Source organism: Hymenobacter aranciens (genome assembly GCF_030580865.1).
Classification (GTDB): domain Bacteria; phylum Bacteroidota; class Bacteroidia; order Cytophagales; family Hymenobacteraceae; genus Hymenobacter; species Hymenobacter aranciens.
On the sequence record NZ_JAUQSY010000006.1, the window covers coordinates 66,968 to 88,459 of the forward strand.

Below are 21,492 nucleotides of genomic sequence, written 5' to 3' on the forward strand. Positions count from 1 at the left end.
AATTCTACCACCCGCAGGGGCGTATTGAGCGGGGCGTAATACGCGGGGGCACACAATGAAGCGTTTAAGAATTGTGTTTGGTGCTTCTTTTCGCAAAAAAAGGGGGATAAACGCGGGCGAAATGCGAGCAAGTACTGTATCCTAGTTTCATAACGCACAAGTAAGGTTCTGAAACTGTTAAGCCAAGCATTAATGTGCCTGATAACGCACTGACGCAGAATAATTCGCTATCAAACCACGTATCGTCATCGATTTGCCAGCAGGTAGCACGCAACTTGTGGGCAATACTGGCTTGGATACGGTGGGCTGTGCGTAAATGGTTAAAATTCATTTCATAAAAAAATATATAAACCATTTTTAAAACAGAACACTAACTCGATTCAACATGCCTTTATCATAAGGCAAAAAGGTGATGGGCGCATCTCAAACTTCGCTCAATTTTGGAATTCCTTTATTACTTCCTAAACGGCTTCAAAAGCTATTCTGGATACTGTCTCAGGTTACGGCTGCGGCAATACATATGGAAAAAAAAATTTAAAAAAATACACATCTTCATAAATTATTTTACTCACCAAAAAAACAACTACCTATTCGCTACTGGTAGTGCGGCGACGGCGCCCAAGCGGGAGCAAACCTGCATCAGTTTCGCGCACCAGATAAGGCGGACGGGCTTTCGACTGTACGAACAGCCGGCCGAGGTATTCACCCATGATACCCAGCACCAGCAGTTGAATACCGCCAATGAAGAGCACACTCACCAATACCGACGTCCAACCGGCAATAGCCTGTGTGGTGAAAAATGCAATATATAACGCATACAGCGCATAAAGAAAAGCTAGTCCCGATACAACTGCGCCCGCCAACGTGGCAAAGTGCAGTGGTCGTACGCTAAAGGAAGTGATACCGCTCAGAGCCAGTTGCACCATCTTACGCAGGGTATATTTGGTAGCTCCTCGGAAGCGCGGCTCGGGTGTATATTCCACTTTCTTTTGGCGGAAACCTACCCAATGCACAAAGCCCCGCAGAAATAGCTCCACGTCGGGACTAGCCTGAATAACTTCTGCTACCCGACGGTCGATGAGACGGTAATCCGCCGTGCCTGGTTCAAAATCCACGCTCGACAATCCATTCATCAATTGGTAAAATGCATTGGATGTCCGACGCTTAAACCATGACAATTGCTGGTCTTCCTGCCGTTGCGTATACACTATGTCGTAGCCTTCCTGCCAGTAGGCCAGCAAGGTTGGAATCAGACGAGGAGGGTGTTGCAAATCGGCGTCGAGCGAAATAATGCAGTCGCCCGAGGCATAATCAATTCCTGCCCGCAAGGCGCTCTGATGGCCAAAATTGCGCGACAGCAATACATAATGAATATCGGGGTCAGTAGCACGTAGTTCACGTAACACCCGCTGCGTGTCATCGCGTGAACCATCATCAACAAAAATCAGCTCCCGCTCATAGCCGTTTGGGAGGTTTTCCTTAATTCGATGGGCAACTTCTAGTAGGTTCTCTTCCTCGTTGTAGGCAGGAATAACGACTGATATTTTCACAAATGACACTGATTGTTACATGATGCCGCGCACAAACCCGGCCCAGCCGCAAAGGTCGGGGGAAAAGCGGAAATGACGTCTGGCAGTCTAAATGTAATGGCAAGTACTGACCATCAGCAAAGTCTGACCCAACTCGTAGTTGTGCAAAATAAAGCGCGAGCATAGTGCACCGAGCATCACCAAAAACACGATACCCGGCCCGGCAAAGGCCATACGCGTGGCGGAATTTAACACAAGCCACAGGCTTGGACTGCGAGCAAACTTTATGTGTGACGTACAACACGGAGCCGCTGGCATAGAGTAGATGCCATACTTTTGTAGCCTGTAACCTGTCCGACCGCTTTTCTGATACTCTGAACACTGTTTTGTTTTTACTTCTTCCCGCTTTTGGTTGTCTGGCAAAAATTTCTTGGCCATATCATTGGAGAAGTCTGGTGTTCAAGCGCGCTGGCTGCTTCGAGGCAGGCCTCCTGCCCGAAGCGTTACTGCTGACGGTTGCTATCTATATTTCTCATGGCGGTGGCACGGTGCCCGCCCTTTTCAGCTTCGCTTCCCTTCGTGAGCTATTATTACCGGCTGCGCTACTTCGCCCCCTTACCAATCTGGTGAAAGTATCAGAATCACCTATTAATGACAGCTCTTATCAAAACGACCTTAAGCCTGTGCCGAAGCAAAATGGATGGCGCTACGCGGCCTTATCCAGCGAATGAACCTGCAGTTGACATCGCTCTGATTTAAAATTTCGATTCTTCACCCTTCTCGCTTGAATTCATCTTCCTCCATCGCCTCAACACCGTACCAGCGCCTGCTTAGCCGGCCGCACCATTTGGCTGCTGCGTTACTGTTGACCGGGGTCGCAGCGGTGTACTACCTACCTTTCCTGCACGAGCTCCCGACAGCTATCCACACTTGGGCACAATCAGACCGTTTTTCGCTGGCGCTCAATTTTTATGATTACGGTTTTCATTTTCTGACGCCGCGTACCTCGTCGCTCACTTCTATTGGTGGCGTGACGGGCGTCGAGTTTCCCCTGCAGGCGTATCTGGCGGCGCTGGGCGGGCTGGTATTCGGGCGGGATAATATCGTGGCCGTGTTCCGGGGCCTTGACGTAGTTATGACGGTGCTGGGCTTCTTCTACATGTTCCGGCTTATTTATGAGCGAACCGGGCATTTTGTGGCCGGGCTAGTACCAGCGGCTTTTCTACTGGCTTCGCCGTTTTTTGCCTTCTATGCGGGCAGCTTTTTACCCGACCCGTTCAGCCTTAGTCTCAGCTTTATTGCCTACTTCTACTGGTTGCGGTTTTTCGACCAGCGTCAGTTTTCAGACCTGCGGCGGGCATTGCTTTTACTAGCACTGGCTGGCCTTATTAAAACAACTACTGCTTTGCTATTTGGCTCAGTAGTGGGCATCACCGTGCTGTGGGCTTATTTCGACCCCACCCTGCTGCTGCCACGGGAGCGTTGGCAGTTGCTGGTTTGGGCCGGCTTGGGCTTGGGTGTAATTGGCTACTTCTTCCTACACAATCAACAGTTGAATGAAATATACCACTCGGGGCAGTTTCGGGCCTCAACCAACCCGGTGCAAGACCCCGAAACGTGGCACGAACTGCAACAATCGGTGCGGCGCTACTGGTGGCTGGAGTACGCTACCCGTACGCACTATCGCATACTGGCCGTATGCGCCGTACTATTACTGGGCTTCGCCCGGCCAAACCTACGTCGCTACTTACCCCTCACGCTGCTGCTGCTAGCCTCGGTGGCAGTGGCAGGCGTTTTCGTGCTGGTGATGGGCAGCGGCCTCAGTATTCACGATTACCACTGGATTTGTTCATTCGTGCCGCCAGCGCTCCTGCTATTATTGCTGGGGCTACTGAATTTAAGCCAGTACACCGGCCGAATTCGCCACGCTACTACCCTGCTTTTCGCCGCACTAACAATCTTTCTGATAGTTATTGGCTATAAGCGGCTGAACCGCCGGATGAGCGATGACTACCTTCCCTTATCGCAGTACTATACCCATCAATGGATGCGCGGCGGGGCTGCCGAAATGCAACAAGCCCGCGTACCGACCACGGCCAACGTGCTATATGTGGCCGACGCCGTTAACGTAGCGCAAGTGTACTTCGACCGGCGAGGCATTTCCTGGGAGCCGGCCGATGTAGGTGCCGTGCCGGTTGATGATTACCTGAACATGATGGCGGCCGACAGCCTCGATTATCTGGTGTTTTCGCCCACTGACTTTAACCGGCTGGCCCCGCAACAGGCCGCCTTAGCGGCAGCCTTCGAAACGATAGGCCAGCGCCCGGCCGTAATTCTTCGCCGCCGCGACCGCCAACGCCCGTGGTAACCTTTCCTATTCCTTATTCTACGACCAATATGATGGCCGCACGCCTGAAATCCAGCCTATCGCTGCTGCTGTTGGGCCTGCTAACGCTACCGGGCTGCCACCCCCGCGACGGACGGGCTCCCCTGCAGGAACGCGAGCTGATGCAGACTAGTTTTGAGGAATTGGATGGCTGGGGAACAGACCTCCCGGGCCTCACTACCGAAAAGGCGCACTCGGGACGCTATGCGGTTCGCTCGTCGCCGCAGCAGCCATTTACTGTTACGTACCGGGCGGCGCTGGGCCGGCTCAGCCCGCACCATCGGCCGTTGCGGCTCACGCTCGGCGCCTGGGTGTGGGTGCCCACGCCCTACGACGACGCTCGCATAGTTTTGTCCATCGTGCCCGCCAATGACCCGGACCATCCGCTACTCAGCCAGAGCATTTTCCTGAGTGACAGTCGTCCTTACGGCCAGTGGAAATATGTGAGCCGAAGCTTCAACATGCCCGACGGCATTCATTCGGACCATCGCGTGGTCATTTATTTGTGGAACGGCTCGGCGGGCGCGCCAGTGTACGCCGACGACCTGCGCCTCACCGAGCTATGGTAGGCCGTAGCGCCTTCTTTCAAACCGTCCATCAACAATGAGATACGCGTTTTTTTGCCTCGTCGCCCTGTGCCTGGCGGGCTGCAGTTCTGCTACCAACCAAGCCGAAACGGCCAACATCCTGCTGACAAATAGCTTTGAAACTGTGAGCGGTTGGCTACCCGACGACCAGACCGCCACGCTCACGCATGAGCAGGCGCACTCCGGCCGCACGGCGCTCAAGGTAGATGACGCACACGAGTACAGCCTCACGTACAGCAAGCCACTGGAATATTTCCACCTGACGCTACCCGTCAAACTGCGCGTAACGGCTTGGGTATTGCGCCCCAGCGCGCAGGCTTACGCCTCACTGGTTATTTCCGTAACCGACCCGGCTGCGCCCAGCGCCCCAGCCCTGCTGTGGCAGGATATCAAGCTGAATGAAGCCGGGAATAGCTACGGCAAGTGGGAGAAAGTAAGCCAGGTAGTCACGCTGCCCGTCGGGCTTCAGAACACGCACAAGCTGAGCCTGTACTTGTGGCGCACCGGCTCCGGCGCGGCCACTTACCTTGATGATATTCAGGTAAGCCGCGAGCCATAATAGTGGCCAGCCCTACCCGCGCAGTAACCCGTAGCGCCCAATGCAGTAGATGGCCCGAAACCCGTCGCGCCAGCCAATTTTCTTGCCCTCGGCGTAGGTGCGGCCGTAGTAGCTGATGCCGACTTCGTAGATGCGCACGCCCGGCACCCGCGCCACCTTGGCCGTCACTTCGGGCTCGAAGCCGAAACGTTGCTCCACCAGCTTCAGATTCTGAATAATATCGCGCCGAAAAAGCTTGTAGCAGGTTTCCATGTCGGTCAGGTTCAGGTCGGTGACCATATTCGACAGGAAGGTGAGGAACTTATTGCCGATGCTATGCCAGAAAAACAGGATGCGGTGCGGCTGGCCACCCATAAAGCGCGAGCCAAACACCACGTCGGCAAAGCCTTTGAGCACGGGGCGCAGCAGCAGGTTGTATTCCTCGGGGTCGTATTCCAGGTCGGCATCCTGGATGATGACATAGTCGCCGGTAGCTTCGCGAATGCCCGTATGCAGCGCAGCGCCTTTGCCTTGGTTTACGGCATGTTCCAGCAGGCGCAGGTTCATTTCCGGGTAGCGCTCGGCATAGGCCCGGATGGTGGCGGCCGAGGCATCGGTTGAGCAATCGTTGACGAGAATAATCTCCTTGCCGATACCATTTACCAGTTCCAGCCTGCGCAGCAAATCCAGAATCTGGTGCACGGTGCGGGCCTCGTTATAAACGGGAATGATGATGGAAAGCGTGCTGATTTGAATCACGGCAACGGGTATTCGCGAACGGCAAAAGTACGCCGGCTCGTGGCGCAGCATAGCATTCTGCGCCACGAGCCGGCGTCGCTCCGCACCCGGTAGCCAGCGGGCGCGGCCTTAGCGTCCGCCTTACAGGCTGCCGGTGCGCCCGCCATCCACTGGCACGCTGGTACCGTTGATATAGCCCGCCGCCGGCGAAGCCAGGAAAGCCACGGCCGCCGCCACCTCTTCGGCCTGCCCGAAGCGCCGGGCCGGAATAGTTTTCAACATGGCATCTTCCACTTGCTCGGTGCTCTGGCCGGTCTGGGCTACTTTCTTCTCGATAAGCGAAGTATGGCGTTGCGTGACGGTGGCGCCCGGCAGCACGTTGTTTACCGTAATGCCGTCGGCGGCCAGCTCGTTGGCCAGCGTTTTGGCCCAGCTGGCCACGGCTCCGCGAATGGTATTGCTCACGCCCAAGCCCGCCAGCGGCACCTTCACCGAGGTGCTGATGATGTTGATGATGCGCCCGAAACCGGCCGCCCGCATGCCCGGTACCACGGCCTGCACCAGCAGGTGGTTGCAGATAAGGTGCTGGTTGAAGGCCGCCAGAAAGGCCGAGGTGGGCGCGTCGATGATGGGGCCGCCGGCCGGGCCGCCGGTATTGTTCACCAGAATGTGGAAGCCGGCCGGGTGCTGGGCCAGGTACGCGCGCACCACCTGGTCGAGGTGAGCGGGGTCGTTGAAATCGGCCACCAGGAAGTCGTGCGTCTGGCCGGCGGGCGTGGGCAGCTCGGCGGCGGCCTGGCGCAGGGCGTCGGCGTTGCGGGCCAGCAGGGTCACGGTGCAGCCGCGCTCGGCCAGCGTCTGGGCTACGGCCCGGCCAATGCCCTGGGTGCTGCCGCCCACAAGGGCGCGAAGGTTGAGGAAGTCCATAGTTGTGGAGGGATGAGGGTAGGAGGAGTTGGGCCACAAAGTTGGCACCTGATGCGGCAGTATGCAGTAATTTGCCGAGGCAAACCCCAGGCACCCCCTCCTCCCCCTCCCACCCCAACCCCTCCCGCCCCATGATAACCCGCGCCTTCAACTTCCAGCAGTGGATTGACGAACACCGCCACCTGCTCAAGCCTCCGGTGGGCAACCAGCAGGTGTTCAAAGACAACAAGGATTTTATCGTGATGGTGGTGGGCGGCCCCAACTCGCGCAAAGACTACCATGTGGACGAGGGTGAGGAGTTGTTTCTGCAAATTGAGGGCGAGATGACCGTCAAAATTATCGAAGACGGCAAGCCCGTAGACATTCACATGAAGGCCGGCGACATGTTTCTGCTGCCGCCCAACGTGCCGCACTCGCCGCGCCGCCCGGCCGGCGGTGTGGGTCTGGTGATTGAGCGCTACCGCACGCCCGGCGAACTAGATGGCTTTCAGTGGTACTGCGAAAACTGTGGCAATAAGCTCTACGAGGAGTTTGCCGAAATCACGGACATCGTGACGCAGCTGCCGCCCATCATGAATGCCTTCTGGGCCGATGACGACAAGCGTACCTGCAAGGTGTGCGGCACTTACATGGAGGCACCGGCCAAGGTGGCATAACCGCTTACCAGAACGTCATCCTGAGCGACGAAGGAGCGAAAGGACCTCGCCCGCGCCGCGTGCAATAGTAATGAATTACTACCCCCAACGAAGCAGGCGAGGTCTTTTCGCTCCTTCGTCGCTCAGGATGACGTTCTGGGTTGTAACCCCACTCCATGCTTTCCATCGACATCCATACCCACATTCTGCCCGAGCGCTGGCCCGACCTTAAGGAGCGCTACGGCTATGGGGGATTCATCCGGCTTGACCACCACAAGCCCTGCTGCGCCCGCATGATGCAGGACGACAAGTTCTTCCGCGAAGTGCAGGACAACTGCTGGGACCCGCAGGTGCGCATACACGAGTACGACCAGCACGGCGTGCAGGTGCAGGTGCTGAGCACCGTGCCCGTGATGTTCAGCTACTGGGCCAAGCCCCACGACTGCCTCGATTTGAGCATGCTGCTCAACGACCACATTGCCGGCGTGGTGGCGCGCTACCCCACGCGCTTCGTGGGCCTGGGCACGGTGCCCATGCAGGCGCCCGATTTGGCCATTAAGGAGTTGGAGCGCTGCCTGAAAATCGGGCTGGCCGGCATCCAAATCGGCTCGCACATCAACGACTGGAACCTCGACGCGCCAGAGCTATTCGAGGTTTTTGCCGCCGCCGAGGAGCTGGGCGCCTGCGTGTTTGTGCATCCCTGGGACATGATGGCCCAGCAAAAAATGCCCAAATACTGGCTGCCCTGGCTGGTGGGCATGCCCGCCGAAAGCACCCTGGCCTTGTGTTCTCTCATCTTCGGCGGGGTGCTGGAGCGGCTGCCGCGGCTGCGCGTAGCGGTGGCGCACGGCGGGGGCTCCTTCGCCAGCACCATCGGCCGCATCGAGCACGGCTGGCAAGTGCGGCCCGACCTATGCGCCATTGATAATCCGCACAATCCGCGCAAATACCTGGGCAAGTTCTGGGTCGATTCGCTGGTGCACGACCCGCTGATGCTGGAGTACCTGGTGAAAACTTTGGGCGCGGATAAAATTACCCTCGGCACCGATTATCCGTTTCCGCTGGGCGAGCTGGTGCCGGGCGAGCTGATTAAGTCGATGCCGTTTTCGGACGACCTCAAGGCCCGGATGCTGGGGCAGAATGCGCTGGACTGGCTGGGACTGGCGCGGGAGCGGTTTAGCGCTAAACACTGAGCCCTAAAAGTCGCCAGCTGTCAGGCCAACACTAAGCTTCACCGGGAGTTGCCAGCTAACTTTGCGCTTGAATTTGTAAAGGCAATTGATTTTGAAAGACGCAAAAGCTGTTTTATTCTTAGGAGCATTTGTCCTATTCACTTATTGCTTTATCCCCGGATGCACGCCCCCGCCGCCGGGCAAAATTGTGCTTTCAACCGGCTTTGAGCTACCGGCAACCGGGCCACAGCCGGTAGTACCGGAAATGCCGCCGGTAATGCTGAGCAACGAGCAGGTGCATAGCGGAAGCCAAGCCGTAAAGCTGGATAAAAACCAGCCTAACGCTCTCTTATGTGGCACTACCTGGCAGGCCCTTGGCGGTGCCTCTTGGAAAGAGGATGACCGGTCGCACCACCTGCGGCTACGCCTGTGGGCATGGATGCCCTACGACCGGCAGAACGCCGTTGTTGTAACCGTACTGGCCCAGCGTCCCAGCCCGACGCCTGGGGCGGGCGCCACGGTGCTGCACATACAGCGGCTGGCGTTGAACAAAGTAATCAGCCAGTATCAGCAGTGGATGCCGACCACAGTATTCGTATCGCTGCCGCATGAACTACAGCCGCTGGACGAAATAGCAATATGCGCTTGGGGCCAACACATTGGCGACCGCAATGCCGTGTATATAGACGATGTTTCCCTTGAAAATGCAGACTAGCGTATCCGCTACCCCTTCGCCAACGCCGGGACTGGCGTGGCTGCCTGCGTTGGCCAGCCACGCCCTGTTGCTAATGGTGGTGTATGCCGCGCTTTACTCGTTTGGCATCCTCACCACCGCCCCTACTGCCAAGACGCTCATCAGCTGGGACGCCGGCTGGTTCAACTCAGTGCGCACCAACGGCTACGAGGCAGGGACCGGTCAGACGAACATTCCCTTTTTTCCGCTCTTTCCCTACCTGTGGCGTTTATCTGGCCTCAATGGACTGGGGATTAGCATTGTCAATGCTTGCTTTATGTTTCTGGGCAGCGTTTGGCTGGGGCGCACCTTCTCGCTGTCGCGCCAGCAGCTACTGGTGCTGCTAGCTACCCCACCGCTGTTTTTTTGCCTGGTGCCGTATGCCGAAGGGCTCTTCTTTCTGTTTGGGGCGGTATTGCTGCACGGGCTGCACCGGCGTCACCTTGCCTTCACCATCCTGGGGCTGCTGGGCTGCTGCCTGACCCGCTCGGCAGCCACTCTTTTCATTCCGGCGTTTGTGTTTGCCGAACTGCTGGCCTGCACTTCCCGCGCCGAGGTGTCGCAGTTTGCCCTGCGCCTGCTGACGGGCTTGCTGGCCATCGCCGCCGCGCTGGGCATCGTTATGTACATGCATTTCCTGGCCACCGGCGACGCCTTTGCGCTGTTCAACTCCTATCAGCACTGGGGCCATGAGATGCGCTGGCCGCCAGCTGCCCGGCTGTTTAGCTCAGCAGGCCTGCCCATGCTGGGGCTCGACTTGCTGGCCATGCTGGCGAGCAGCCTGGCCGTAGTTGCCTGCCTGTGGCTGGGCATTCGCTGGCTGCGCAGCTGGTGGCAGCCCCAGGCAGTGCCGGCGCCTTCGCGGGCCGTGGTTTTTTCGTTGGGATACTGTGTTGGCGTGTTTGCGTTTATGGTGCTTTACCAGGAGGGCGACTTGTCCAACAGCAGCCGGTATGTGCTGGGTACGCCCTTTTTTGCCGTCCTCCTGCTTCAGCTCTCAGCCTGGCAGCGCCTTACGGCGGGCGTGCGCTGGGTGAGCGCCGGAATAGCCCTGGCCTTGGTCATCGCGCTAGCCATGTGGTGTGGCTGGCCAGCCCGCATGCCGGGCTTTTTCCCGGGCGAAGCCACTTTTTTCTTTGCCGCCTGGCTGGGGTACCTGCTCTGCTATGTGGCAGCTTTCACTACCAATCGGTACGGGCGCGATATCCGCATTGGGCTGTACGTCGTCAACACCATCTACCAGATAATACTGCTCAATCTTTTTATCGGCGGCGCCTGGATGGGATAGGCACTGCGCGGTGCTGGTTGACCAACGATAGGCGCTTGACCAGTGCCGACCGATATTTGCCCCCCCATGACCTACGACTCTTCTCCCGCCTTCGCGGCCCAGCTCGACGCCCAGGACCCGCTCGCCGCTTTCCGCCAGGAATTTCACATCCCGCCCGGGCCCGACTGGAAGCCCAGCGCCTACTTCTGCGGCAACTCGCTGGGGCTGCAGCCCAAGGGCGTGCAGGGCGCCCTGGAGCAGGTGCTCGCCGACTGGGCCCGCCTGGGCGTGGAGGCGCACTTCGACGGCTCATCGCCCTGGATGCCCTTCCACGAAACCCTGACCGAGGCCACGGCCCGGCTGGTGGGCGCCAAGCCCCTCGAAGTGGTGGTGATGAACAACCTGACGGTGAACCTGCACCTGCTGATGGTGACGTTTTACCGCCCCACCGCCACGCGCTACAAGATTCTGATGGAGGGCGGCGCCTTTCCATCGGACCAGTACGCGATGGAAAGCCAGGCCCGCCTGCACGGCCTGGCCCCCGACGACGTGATAGTGGAGCTGGTGCCGCGCCCCGGCGAGCACACCCTGCGCACGGAGGACATTGAGGCGAAAATCGCGGAGCTCGGCGACGCGCTGGCCACCGTGCTGCTGGGCGGCGTGAACTACTACACCGGCCAGGCCTTCGACATGGCGGCCATCACCCGGGCCGGGCACGCCGTGGGGGCCATGGTGGGCTTCGACCTGGCCCACGCGGCCGGCAACCTGCACCTGGAGCTGCACGGCTGGGACGTGGACTTTGCCTGCTGGTGCTCCTACAAGTACCTCAACTCGGGCCCCGGCGGCACCTCGGGCGTGTACGTGCACGAGCGGTTTGCCCACCGCCCCGACCTGGTGCGGCTGGCCGGCTGGTGGGGTCACGACCCCGCCAACCGCTTCCAGATGAAGAAGGGCTTCCAGCCGATGGCCGGCGCGGGCGGCTGGCAGCTCTCCAACGCCCAGATTTTCCCGATGGCCATTCACCGCGTGAGCCTCGACATGGTGGACCGCGCCGGCGGCATGGCCACCCTGCGCCGCAAGAGCGAGCAGCTCACGGGCTACCTCGAATTCCTTATCAACGAGCTCCGGCTGCCCAAGTCGAAGCTCGAAATCATTACCCCCACCGACCCGGCGCAGCGCGGCTGCCAGCTCTCGCTGCTGGTGCACGAGCGGGGGCGCGAGCTGTTCGATTTCCTGGCCGCCCAGGGCATCATTGCCGACTGGCGCGAGCCGAATGTGATTCGCCTGGCACCCGTGCCGCTGTATAATTCGTTTGAGGACGTTCATAGGGCCGGAATGGCGCTGCGGCAATTTTTCAAGTAGGGGCGAGGTTCGCTCCCGCCCGCCGTTGAACGGGAATCGTTGAACGGAATCATTAGTCCGACGTATCCGCTAGTCGTTCAACGACGGGCGGGGGCAAGCCCCGCCCCTACGTCGTTCTTTTTACCTTTATCCTCCTATGGAAGACTACGCCGCTAAAATGCAGCTGAAAACAACGGCGGCGCTACGCGAGTACGTGACGAGCTACACCCAATACCGCGAAGAAGCCGTGCTGGCGGCCTTCGATGAGCTGCGCCGCCGCGGCCAGCCCGCGCCCGAGGAAGCCGCGCTGCGCCCGGTGCTGGAGCCGGTGGCCGCCGCCGGCCTCGAGGCCGCCCGCCAGGCCGAAGCCGAAGCTGCCCGGCAGCGGGCCGAAGCCCGCGCGGCCACCACTGCCGCCGACCCCGACGGCGACGCCGCCGAACCAACCGGCCCGTTCCTGTACTCGCCGGTTTCCATTATTTTCTTCTCCCTGTTTTTCTCGATGGTGGCCGGGGGCGTGCTCATGGGCATCAACCTGGGGCGCCTGAAGCGCTGGGGGGCGCTGGTGCAGCTGGTGGTATTTGTGGTGGTGTACCGGGTGGGCAGCCTGCTGCTGCTGCTGCAGGCAGGCCTCAACCCGCTGCTGGCGTCGGTGATGGATTTGCCGGCGCTGCTGGTGTACCTGCTGTGGTTCTGGCCGCGGCAGGTGGCGGTGCCCAGCTTCCGCAGCCGGAGCTGGCTGCCGCCGCTGCTGGTGTGCGTGCTGGTGAGCGCGGCCATGCTGTGGGGCGTGCGGCGGGCGCTGCCGGCGTTTATCGACAAGCAGCCCAAGGAGCAGCAGCAGCGCCTGCGCGAGCTGCTGGGCGAGCCCAAGGACGAGTAAGCCGCCCCGTCAGCACCCTCCGCCATGGCTTTGCACGCCCTGCCCCTGCCCGCGGCCGACCTCTGGCTCGACCCGCATTTTCTGTCGCCCACGCTGGCGGCGGCCCTCTGCGACGACCTGCGCGCCGCCGTGCCCTGGGAGCAGCGCAGCATCCGCCTCTTCGGCCGCGAGGTGGCCCAGCCCCGCCTCACGGCCTGGTACGGCGACCCGGGGGCAGCCTACACCTACTCGGGGCTGCGCTGGGAGCCCCGGCCCTGGCGCCAGCAGCTCGACACGCTGCGCCGCCGGGTGGAGGCCGCCACCGGCCACCGCTTCAATAGTGTGCTGCTAAACCTGTACCGCGACGGCCACGACAGCATGGGCTGGCACGCCGACGACGAGCCCGAGCTGGGCCCCGCCCCCACCATTGCCTCGCTCAGCCTGGGGGCCACCCGGCGCTTCCGGCTGCGGCCCCGGCCCGGGGGCCCGGCGGCCGAGCCCCTGGGCCTCGACCTGGGCAGCGGCAGCCTGCTGCTGATGCGCCCGCCCACGCAGGCCCACTGGCAGCACGCGCTGCCCAAGACCAGCCGGGCCGTGGGGCCGCGGCTCAACCTGACGTTTCGGTGGGTGGCGGGCGGATAGCTTATTTTTCACCCCGAAATGTTACCAAAAAGGCCCTGGCAGCGCTGCCAGGGCCTTTTTGGCTCTTGGCCCCGCAGGTAACGTGATGAGAGGTAGCGGGCTAGGCCGAAATTTTTACTTACTTGCGGCCGACTTTTCTCTCATCATTCATTTTTTACCCGATGACCCACAAAACGTATTTCCAGAACTTCTTTGAGGCCCTGGCGGCCTCGCTGTCCGACGACGAGTTTCTGGCCTTTGCCACCACCGTGCTGGCCAACCTCGACACCGACGGGGGCTTCCCGGAGGAAGCTGATTTTCTGCGCGCCCAGGTGGCCGAGCTCAACAAGCAGCACCAGGCCCGCGGCGTGGTGCGCGGCAAGGTGGCCAGCAGCGCGGCCTTGCAGCAGGCCGTGCGGCTGTTCCTGAAATGGGCTCAGCTGACGAACACCACCCGGGTGTTCCCGGCCTTCCCGGACCGCAACCAGAAGGAGCGGCTCGACATCTTGCCCGGCGGCATGGATTATTTGTATCAGGCCGACAACGACAATGTGGTGGAACGGGCTACCTACTACCTCACCAAAATCAGCAACGACTACGGCGACCAGACCAAGGTGACGCTCAAAGAAGCCGCCGACCAGCTCAAGCTGCTCACCGATGCCCGCACGAGCAACGACACCACAAAGGCCGGCACCAAAAAGGCCGCCGCCGCCATCGACGTGCAGGAGCTGGTGGTGTGCCAGGGCCTCTACCGCGCCTACTCGGCGCTGCTGGCCCGGCACTGGGCCGAGCCGATGCAGGCCTACGCCCTGTTTCCCTTCCCCAACACCACCGGCGGCCCCGAAGACGGCAACCTGCCCGAGCTGCCCACGACGCTGCCCACGGCCTGAAACGGCCACCGACTTGCACTTTATTGGTAAAAAATTATCTGCCGGGGTGCCTGGATTTGTCCGGGCACCTCGGCAGAGTTCTGCCGGGCTGCCCGGGCTAGCCGGGGCACCCCGGCAGAACTCTGCCGAGGTGCCGGCATTGGTCGGGGCACCCCGGCAGCACTCTGCCGGGGTGCGGGAGGTAGCCGGGGCATCTCCGCAGAACTCTGCCGAGATGCCCCGGCCCGTGCCGGCAGCCCCGCAGTGCGCTGCCGGGCATTTTTTTGGGGCCCCGTGATACCACCTTTTGCCCGCTCGCTCTGTCTGGCCGGCGGGCGCGCCCGCCGGAGCCGCTTTGCGTTCACCTTTTTTTTCTTCGATGAAACCAAGCTACCTGATGAAACCAAGCTACCTGATGAATCCGCTGGCGGCGGCCCTGCTGGCGGGGCTGCTCGGCGGTTCCGCTCAAGCCCAAAGTCCCGCCCTCACCAGCCTCTCGCCCGACCCCGGCAGCACCGGCGTGGGCCGCTACGACATCATCACAGCCCAGCTTGACCGGGTGCTGGCCGGCGGCTCGGCGCAGGGGCTAAAGGTGTTTAGCAGCCAGCGCGGCGGGCAACGGGCCGGCACGATGGGCCCGGTGAGCGTGGGCCCCTACAGCGTGCTCTACAACCCCGGGGCGCTGGGCCCGGCCTTCAACCTGCAGGCCGGCGAGGTGGTGCAGGTGAGCGTGACATCGGCCGTGACCAGCACCGGTGGCACGCCGCTGGCCCCGCCGGCCACGTTCGAGTTTACCACCCAAACCGACGGCAGCGGCCGGGGCTACTTCGGCGGCGGCGCCGACCTGCCGATGGGCGTGGGGGTGGGGACGCAAGCGGTGGCCGTCGCCGACCTCGACGGCGACGGCGCCCTCGACCTGGTGGCCGCCAACCAAGTCCAAAACACCCTGCAGTGGCGGCGCAACCTGGGCGGCAGCACCTTCGGCAGCCCTCAGTCGCTGCCCGTGAGCGCGGCCCCAGCCGCGCTGGCTGTGGCCGATGTGGACGGCGACGGTGACCTCGACCTGCTGACCGTGGACGCCAGCACCACCGCGACGCTGGCCGTGCTGCGCAACCAGGGCAACGGCACCTTCGTGGCCGGCCCCACCACTACTATTTACAACAACCCCACCCGCCTGGCCGTGGGCGACGTGGACGGCGACGGCGACCTCGATGTGGTGGCCAACTCCAACCAGGGCAACCTGGTGAGCGTGCGCCTCAACAACGGTACCGGCAGCTTCGACAACCCGCCCTATCCCGGCGGCCTGCCCGTGGGCGGCCAGCCCACCGACTTGGCCCTGGCCGACGTGGACCACGACGACGACCTGGACCTGGTGGTGGCGCTGAGCTTTGGGGGCAGCAACGGCCAGCTGCGCACCCTGCTGAATGGGGGCGATGGCAACGGCACCAACACCGGCGCATTTACGGGCGGCTTCATCGCGGGCCTGCAGCTGCAGCCGGTGGCCCTGGCTCTGGGCGACCTCGACGGCGACCACTTCCCGGAGGCCGTGCTGGTGGGCATTTCCGTGCCCGGGGGCGCCCCGGTAACGGCCGTGCAGGCCAATGGTGGGGGCAGCTTTGGCAGCGGCCAGCTGCTGGGCGCCGCCGACTATCCCCGCGACGTGGCCGTGGGCGACGTGGATGCCGACGGCGACCTGGATATTGTGAGCGTGGGAGGTCCCGCCACCATTGGCATTACTCCCAGCACAATGCGCACGTTCATTAACCAAGGCGCCGGCATCTTCCCGGCCACCGGTCGTCTCAACCTCGTGGGCGCCGAGCCCGCCGCCGTGGCCATGGCCGATGTAGACCACGACGGCGACCTTGACGCCGTGACAGCCAATGCCTCGGCCGGCAGCCTGAGCCTGCGCCTGAACGGGCCGGGCCCGGAAATCAGCGTGCGCGCTTTCAACGGCGCGCTCTACCCCTCGGGCAGCACCTACAGCTTCGGCACCCTGGCCCCCAGTTCGAGCACTTTTCAAACCTTCTACATCCGCAACCTGAGCACGGCGGACGTGCTGACCATTACGGGCCTGGCCCCCACCGGCCTTGGCTTTGGGGTGAGCAGCGGCGTGCCGCCCCTGCTGCTGGGCCCCGGCGACAGCACCCTAATTGCCCTCAACGCGCAGGCACCGGCCACGGGCACGCGTACCGGCACGCTCACCATCGCCAACGACGACCCCGACGAAAGCAGCTACCTCATCAACCTTAGCGTAAGTGCCGCCGCCCCCACCGCCGTCACCTGGACCGGGGCCGTGGACACCCGCTGGGCCGTGGCCGGCAACTGGAGCCCCGCCGTGGTGCCCACGGCCGGCACCAGCGTCACCATCCCGGCCACGCCGCCTAACCAGCCGCTGGTGAGCACCGCCGGAGCCACCTGTTTCAACCTCATCAGCGCCGGCGGTAGCAGCCTGCGCGTGGCCGCACCCGGCCACCTCGTGGTGGAGGGCAACTTTACCAGCAACGGCACCCTGGCCATGACGGGCGGCACGCTGGAGCTCAAAGGCCTGCTGAACAGCCTCCCCAGCACGGCCCTGACCGGCGGCACCGTGGCCTTCACCGGCACCACCCTGCAGCTGATTGGCGGTAGCCCCACTTTCTGGAACCTGACCATCGCGGGCACGGCTGGCCAGTCGGTGCGGCAGGATGCCAGCGTGCGCGTCAAGCGGGTGCTGCACCTGGTGCGTGGCTTCGACACCAACGGTCTGGCCCTGTTTCTGGACTCTGACGCCAGCGGCACGGCGATGGTGGTGAATGCGGGCGGGGCCGTGCAAGGCACCGGCGTGGTGTACATGCAGCGCTACATCGGTGGGCCCAACGCCGGCCTGGGCTACCGCCACCTGAGTGCGCCCTCGCGCTTCACGCGCCTCTTTCAGCTCTATTCCAGCAACGGCCCGGTCTTCATGCCGGTGCTGAACCCAGCCTACAACACGACCGGCAACAGCGTGACGCCCTTCCCCACCGTCTTTGGCTTCGATGAGGCCCGCCTGGGCGCGGCCGGGGTGCCCGGCCCCGCCAGCAGCTTCGACCAGGGCTGGGTGTCGCCGGCCGGGATTAACGACCCACTGGTGCCCGGGCGCGGTTACACCGTAAACCTGCCCGGCACAGCCCTGCCCACCATTGGAAGTGGCTTCCTCAATGATGGCCCGGTGGCCGTAGGCGCGCTCAGCCGCTCGGGCACCGGCCCCTTCGCCGGCTACCACCTGCTCGGCAACCCCTACCCCTCGCCCATCGACTGGGACAGCGTGGCTCGCCCCACCGGGCTCGACGATGCCGTGTACGTGTTCCGCAGCACCGGCCAGTACACCGGCTTTTATGACAGCTACGTGAATGGCCTGGGCACCTTGAGTGGCGGCGAAATCGCGGCCATGCAGGGCTTTTTTGTGCACGTCAGCCAGCCCGTGCCCAGCTTCACCTTCACCAACGCGGCCCGCAAAACGGTGTACACCAACCCCACCTTCCGCCGCGACGCCCCCACCGCCACCGGCCGCCCCACCCTGGCCCTGGCCCTGCGCCCCGCCACCGGTGGTGAGGCCGACAAAACGTTCATCTATTTCGAAACCGGCGCCACCCCCACCCCCGACCCTGCCTACGATGCCGGCAAGCTGCCCAACCCCAGCGGCCTCAACCTGGCCTCCCAGCTCGGCCCCGACAGCTACGCCATCAACGGCCTGCCGCCGCTGGGCACCACGCCGCTGGTGCTGCCCTTGAGCGTGGGCGCGCCTGCCCTCGGCAGCTACGAGCTGGCCGTGGACCAGTTGACCAGCTTCGCTCCCGCCACCACGCTCTACCTGCGCGATGCGCTGCTGGGCACCCTCACGCCGCTGGCCCCCGGCACCACTTACGCCTTCACCCTGGCGGGCTACACCGCCCCCGGCCGCTTCACGGTCGAGTTCCGCCCCGGCGGCGTGCTGGCCACGGCCGCGCAGCTGCTGGAGGCCCAGGTGCAGGTGTTCCCCAACCCGGCTAAGGCTGCAGCGGGCGTGACGGTAGCGGCCCCGGCGCGGGCCTGCGTCACAGTGCTGAATGCGCTGGGGCAGGTGGTTATTCCGGCCCAGGCCGTCGGCGCGGCTGCCACGCTGCACCTGCCCACGGCGGGGCTGGCGGCCGGCCTCTACGTGCTGCGCATCCGCAGCGAAGCGGGCGAAATCAGCCGCCGGCTGGTGGTGGAGTAAGCCTCGGCTTCGGGCACAAAAAAAGCCCCGGCCAGTAGCGGCCGGGGCTTTTTCGTGTGGCTTGCCAGTGGGCTATTTGATGTCGAACAGCAGCCCGGCGTACACCAGCCGGCCCATGCTCGGGGCGCCGTACACCTGGAAGTTCGTCGCGTCGAGAATATTGGTGCCGCCCACCTGCACGGTGGTGTGCAGCGGGCTGATGAGGTAGCCCAGCTGGGCGTCGAGCGTCTGGGCCACGGGCAGGGTGCCGGTGGCAAAGGTCGATTCGTAGAGGTAGCTGTCGGCCCAGCGGTAGTTGAGGTTGTAGCTCAGCTTGCGGCCCAGCACCACGCCATCCACGCCGAGGTTGAACTTGTGCTTGGGCGTGTTGAAAAACGACTGGGTGCCGGGCTTGAAGGTTTCGGTCACGAGGTCGTTGTAGCTGTAGTTGGTATTCACCGTGAGGGCCGGCGAGAAGCGGTAGCCCAGCGTGAGGCCGGCGCCCTGGCTGCGCACGGTCTGGTCCACGTTGGTGGCAATCTGGATGACGCGGGTGGGCAGCGCCGGATTCTGGAAGCGCCCGGTGGCGGCGGCTCCAATCTGGGCGGCCGAGGGCCGGCTGCCGTCGAGGTTGCCGATGAAGTTCTGGGTGGCGATGAAGTTGTTGTAGTTGTTGTGGAAATAGTCGAGGTCGAGGTAAGCGTACTTGCCCAGCTGGGCGCGGTAGCCCACCTCGATGGAATTCACTTCCTCCAGCTTCAGGGCGCTGCTCTGGTACTCGTAGGTAGCCAGGTCGGCCGTGCGGCCCGGCGCCAGGATGCCCGGCAGCTGCGCCGCTACGGCCGTGTTATAGCCCTGGAAGCCATTGCCGATATTCCCTACCAGAATGGCCCGCCCGATGTCGAGGCGGATGTACTGGTCGTTCTGCGTGGGCGCCCGGAAGGCGCGCGAGTAGCTGGCGCGGAAGTTATGCTGCTTGTCGCCGCCGGCCGAGTACACCACTGAGGCGCGGGGCGAAAACGCCGTCTCAAAGTTCTGGAACCGGTCGAGGCGAGCCGCCACGGCCAGCTGCAGCCGCTCGTCGAGCAGCGCCTTCTTAGCCTGCCCGTAGGCGCCATACTCGTAGTTCTGAATCCGGTCACCTTCCTTCGCGTCGCTGAACAACGTGCCATCGGAGCCCAGCTGGTACTGGCGGTAGGCCGCGCCGAGGGTCAAATCCACCACTTTGGTATTGAAGGTGTACTGCCCGCTGCCGTCGTACATGTAGGAGCGCAGGATGTTGCGGGCGCCCAGGGCCTGGCCGTCGGCCGTGGTGGCCGTGCTGTGGATAAGCGCGTTGCGCGCCGCGTCGAACTCGGGCGTGCCGGGCTGGAGCAGCGGCGCGTTGGTATTGGCGGCCGTGCGGGCCGTGAGGGCGGCGGCATCGGCGTTGCCGCCATTAGCCGCGAAGGTCTGGTTATAGACTGCATTGTAGGTACCGAAATAGCGTTCGGCGTAGGTGCCGGGGCGGGTGCCGCCCGTGCCGTTGGGCACCGTGAAGCCCGGCGCCAGCTGCGTTTGCAGCAGGCCGCCCAGGATACCCAGGTTGTAGGCGCCGTCCGTCTGCGGGTCGCGGCCGCCCGAGAAGTCGCGGGTAGCAAAGCCCCGCACAAACCAGTTGCGGCCCTCCACCTGCACCCGGCCCTGGTGCGCGCCGCTGTTCACGAAGCGGTAGCGGCTGGCGCTTTGGTAGGTGGTGGTAGCCTCGCAGTACTTGTAGTCGAGGGTGGCTTTGATGCTGTTGGTCAGCAGCACCGACAGGCTGGGCACCACTTTATAGGAGTGCGTTTTGTTGTCGCCCGCCGTCACCAGCTCACGCTCCGAGAAGCCGGGCAGGAACACCGTTTTGCCCGCCAGCGCGCCGGTGGTAAAGGTGTTGCCCACGTCGCCGTAGCGGCTCACGGCGTCGTAGCCCAGGTTGGAGCCGGCGGGGTTGTTGCCGGGCTCGATGATGCGGGCGGTGGGGTCTTGGTTATCGGCCAGGAAGTCGTCGGCCTGCACCGCGCCGCCCGAGATTTTGAAGGCCACCCGCTCGCCCAGCTTCACGGCGTAGCGCAGCTGCCCATCAAGCATATTGCGGTTGCCGGCCCGCAGCCGGACGGTGAGGCCGGGGTCTTTGAAAGGGTCTTTCGAGTTCGTCAGCAGCACGCCGTTGAAAGCGTTGGCGCCGTAGAGAGCCGAGGCCGGGCCATGCACAATCTCCACGCTCCCCACGTCCAGAATGGGCGTGCCCAGCAGGTTCCCGAAGTTGCTGCTCAGGCTGGGGATGGACGTGTCCATGTAATCGGCCAGCTGGATGACGCGTTCCGAGCGCGAGGAGTTGAAGCCGCGGGTGCTGAAGCTGCTGGTGAGCAGGCTGGAGCTGCTCACGTCGATGCCCTTGAAGCGGCCCAGGCCGGCCACGATGTCGGGGGTGGTAATCTGCTCCACCTGCCGCTGGTCGAGCTTCTCCACCGTCACGGGCACCTGGCCGATGTTCTCCTCCACGCGGGAGGCCGCCACCACCACCTGGTCGAGCATGGCGCTGGGCTTCAAAATCACCTGAATGGCGTTGTCGGGCTGGCTCAGGCTGATTTCCTGGCTTTCGTAGCCCACAAACGACACCACCAGCACTACCGGCGGATTGCCGAAGTTGACTTTCGGCAGCTCAAACTGCCCTTCTTCGTTGGTGCTGCTACCCACGTAGCTGCCTTTCACGAACACCGTGGCGCCCGGCACCGGCATGCCCGATTCGGCCAGCACCGTGCCGCTGAGCATTTGATTGTTTTGAGCCCAACTATTTAACGACAGTAGCAGGAGCAGAAAAAGAATGAAGTAGTGCTTGTGCATAAAGCGAATAATAAAGATGAAAGCACAAACCTACTATGTTTTTCCCAATCTGTTAGTTAATAGCGAATATCCGGGTGTCCCAGGAGTAAGTCGCCGGTATCAGCCCCTACCTGGTACCGGCCCACGCTCACCGTGGCTAACGACGGCAATCTTGCCCGCCGCCGCCGGGCCAGCCGCGTAACGGCGCGGGTCAGCAACGATGGCAAGCTCAGCCGCTGCCGCAACGG

Annotated in this window: 17 protein-coding genes; 13 read left to right on the top strand and 4 right to left on the bottom strand. The window is 62.6% G+C overall.

Features of this window, described 5'->3' with window-relative positions:
* Positions 1-587: 587 nt before the first annotated feature.
* Entirely contained in the window at positions 588-1,550 is a 963-nt protein-coding gene (locus tag Q5H93_RS10055; protein ID WP_305006395.1) for a glycosyltransferase family 2 protein, read from the bottom strand.
* A 365-nt stretch (positions 1,551-1,915) separates the two neighbouring features.
* Here Q5H93_RS10055 and Q5H93_RS10060 point away from each other — a divergent pair, with 365 nt between their 5' ends.
* The 4 genes from Q5H93_RS10060 to Q5H93_RS10075 are packed head-to-tail and all read left to right on the top strand — an operon-like array spanning position 1,916 to position 5,061.
* Positions 1,916-2,260, top strand: a complete 345-nt coding sequence (locus Q5H93_RS10060; protein WP_305006396.1) for a hypothetical protein — start codon at positions 1,916-1,918, stop codon at positions 2,258-2,260.
* Between the two features lie 53 nt (positions 2,261-2,313).
* Positions 2,314-3,897 carry a glycosyltransferase family 39 protein gene (locus Q5H93_RS10065; protein ID WP_305006397.1) on the top strand — a complete coding sequence of 528 codons (1,584 nt, stop codon included), beginning with the start codon at positions 2,314-2,316 and terminating at the stop codon, positions 3,895-3,897.
* Positions 3,898-3,926: 29 nt separating this feature from the next.
* Complete coding sequence (locus Q5H93_RS10070) at positions 3,927-4,484, top strand: hypothetical protein (protein WP_305006398.1); 558 nt, start codon at positions 3,927-3,929, stop codon at positions 4,482-4,484.
* A gap of 34 nt (positions 4,485-4,518) precedes the next feature.
* Positions 4,519-5,061, top strand: a complete 543-nt coding sequence (locus Q5H93_RS10075; protein ID WP_305006399.1) for a hypothetical protein — start codon at positions 4,519-4,521, stop codon at positions 5,059-5,061.
* A gap of 12 nt (positions 5,062-5,073) precedes the next feature.
* Here Q5H93_RS10075 and Q5H93_RS10080 read toward each other — a convergent pair whose 3' ends face one another.
* A complete protein-coding gene (locus Q5H93_RS10080; RefSeq protein WP_305006400.1) occupies positions 5,074-5,799 on the bottom strand; it encodes a glycosyltransferase family 2 protein in 726 nt (241 codons plus the stop codon).
* A gap of 120 nt (positions 5,800-5,919) precedes the next feature.
* On the bottom strand, positions 5,920-6,705 hold the full coding sequence (locus Q5H93_RS10085) for an SDR family oxidoreductase (RefSeq protein ID WP_305006401.1): 786 nt from the start codon (positions 6,703-6,705) through the stop codon (positions 5,920-5,922).
* A gap of 131 nt (positions 6,706-6,836) precedes the next feature.
* Here Q5H93_RS10085 and Q5H93_RS10090 point away from each other — a divergent pair, with 131 nt between their 5' ends.
* The 9 genes from Q5H93_RS10090 (at position 6,837) to Q5H93_RS10130 (ending at position 18,418) form a co-directional block, all read left to right on the top strand.
* Positions 6,837-7,361 carry a 3-hydroxyanthranilate 3,4-dioxygenase gene (locus Q5H93_RS10090; protein ID WP_305006402.1) on the top strand — a complete coding sequence of 175 codons (525 nt, stop codon included), beginning with the start codon at positions 6,837-6,839 and terminating at the stop codon, positions 7,359-7,361.
* 155 nt (positions 7,362-7,516) lie between these two features.
* Entirely contained in the window at positions 7,517-8,533 is a 1,017-nt protein-coding gene (locus tag Q5H93_RS10095) for an amidohydrolase family protein (RefSeq protein ID WP_305006403.1), read from the top strand.
* An 85-nt stretch (positions 8,534-8,618) separates the two neighbouring features.
* A complete protein-coding gene (locus tag Q5H93_RS10100; protein ID WP_305006404.1) occupies positions 8,619-9,227 on the top strand; it encodes a hypothetical protein in 609 nt (202 codons plus the stop codon).
* Positions 9,217-10,533, top strand: coding sequence for a putative hexosyltransferase (locus Q5H93_RS10105; protein WP_305006405.1), 1,317 nt, complete (start codon positions 9,217-9,219; stop codon positions 10,531-10,533). Before Q5H93_RS10100 ends, Q5H93_RS10105 begins: the two co-directional genes overlap by 11 nt.
* 66 nt (positions 10,534-10,599) lie before the next feature.
* Complete coding sequence (gene kynU / locus Q5H93_RS10110; RefSeq protein WP_305006406.1) at positions 10,600-11,874, top strand: kynureninase; 1,275 nt, start codon at positions 10,600-10,602, stop codon at positions 11,872-11,874.
* 136 nt (positions 11,875-12,010) lie between these two features.
* On the top strand, positions 12,011-12,736 hold the full coding sequence (locus Q5H93_RS10115) for a hypothetical protein (RefSeq protein ID WP_305006407.1): 726 nt from the start codon (positions 12,011-12,013) through the stop codon (positions 12,734-12,736).
* 24 nt (positions 12,737-12,760) lie between these two features.
* Positions 12,761-13,357, top strand: a complete 597-nt coding sequence (locus tag Q5H93_RS10120; RefSeq protein ID WP_305006408.1) for an alpha-ketoglutarate-dependent dioxygenase AlkB family protein — start codon at positions 12,761-12,763, stop codon at positions 13,355-13,357.
* A 161-nt stretch (positions 13,358-13,518) separates the two neighbouring features.
* Positions 13,519-14,226: a hypothetical protein gene (locus Q5H93_RS10125; protein ID WP_305006409.1), complete on the top strand. Its 708-nt coding sequence runs from the start codon at positions 13,519-13,521 to the stop codon at positions 14,224-14,226.
* A gap of 358 nt (positions 14,227-14,584) precedes the next feature.
* Positions 14,585-18,418 carry an FG-GAP-like repeat-containing protein gene (locus tag Q5H93_RS10130; RefSeq protein WP_305006410.1) on the top strand — a complete coding sequence of 1,278 codons (3,834 nt, stop codon included), beginning with the start codon at positions 14,585-14,587 and terminating at the stop codon, positions 18,416-18,418.
* Between the two features lie 72 nt (positions 18,419-18,490).
* On the opposite strand, the gene Q5H93_RS10135 is transcribed toward Q5H93_RS10130, so the two are convergent.
* A complete protein-coding gene (locus tag Q5H93_RS10135) occupies positions 18,491-21,265 on the bottom strand; it encodes a TonB-dependent receptor (RefSeq protein ID WP_305006411.1) in 2,775 nt (924 codons plus the stop codon).
* Positions 21,266-21,492 lie beyond the last annotated feature (227 nt).

Bases quoted from the DNA above. Each gene is read 5' to 3' on its own strand.
- kynU (WP_305006406.1), top strand. From the start codon at position 10,600: ATGACCTACGACTCTTCTCCCGCCTTCGCGGCCCAGCTCGACGCCCAG.
- Q5H93_RS10095 (WP_305006403.1), top strand. From the start codon at position 7,517: ATGCTTTCCATCGACATCCATACCCACATTCTGCCCGAGCGCTGGCCC.
- Q5H93_RS10120 (WP_305006408.1), top strand. From the start codon at position 12,761: ATGGCTTTGCACGCCCTGCCCCTGCCCGCGGCCGACCTCTGGCTCGAC.
- Q5H93_RS10105 (WP_305006405.1), top strand. From the start codon at position 9,217: ATGCAGACTAGCGTATCCGCTACCCCTTCGCCAACGCCGGGACTGGCG.
- Q5H93_RS10135 (WP_305006411.1), bottom strand. From the start codon at position 21,265: ATGCACAAGCACTACTTCATTCTTTTTCTGCTCCTGCTACTGTCGTTA.
- Q5H93_RS10125 (WP_305006409.1), top strand. From the start codon at position 13,519: ATGACCCACAAAACGTATTTCCAGAACTTCTTTGAGGCCCTGGCGGCC.
- Q5H93_RS10085 (WP_305006401.1), bottom strand. From the start codon at position 6,705: ATGGACTTCCTCAACCTTCGCGCCCTTGTGGGCGGCAGCACCCAGGGC.
- Q5H93_RS10075 (WP_305006399.1), top strand. From the start codon at position 4,519: ATGAGATACGCGTTTTTTTGCCTCGTCGCCCTGTGCCTGGCGGGCTGC.
- Q5H93_RS10115 (WP_305006407.1), top strand. From the start codon at position 12,011: ATGGAAGACTACGCCGCTAAAATGCAGCTGAAAACAACGGCGGCGCTA.
- Q5H93_RS10070 (WP_305006398.1), top strand. From the start codon at position 3,927: ATGATGGCCGCACGCCTGAAATCCAGCCTATCGCTGCTGCTGTTGGGC.
- Q5H93_RS10130 (WP_305006410.1), top strand. From the start codon at position 14,585: ATGAAACCAAGCTACCTGATGAAACCAAGCTACCTGATGAATCCGCTG.
- Q5H93_RS10090 (WP_305006402.1), top strand. From the start codon at position 6,837: ATGATAACCCGCGCCTTCAACTTCCAGCAGTGGATTGACGAACACCGC.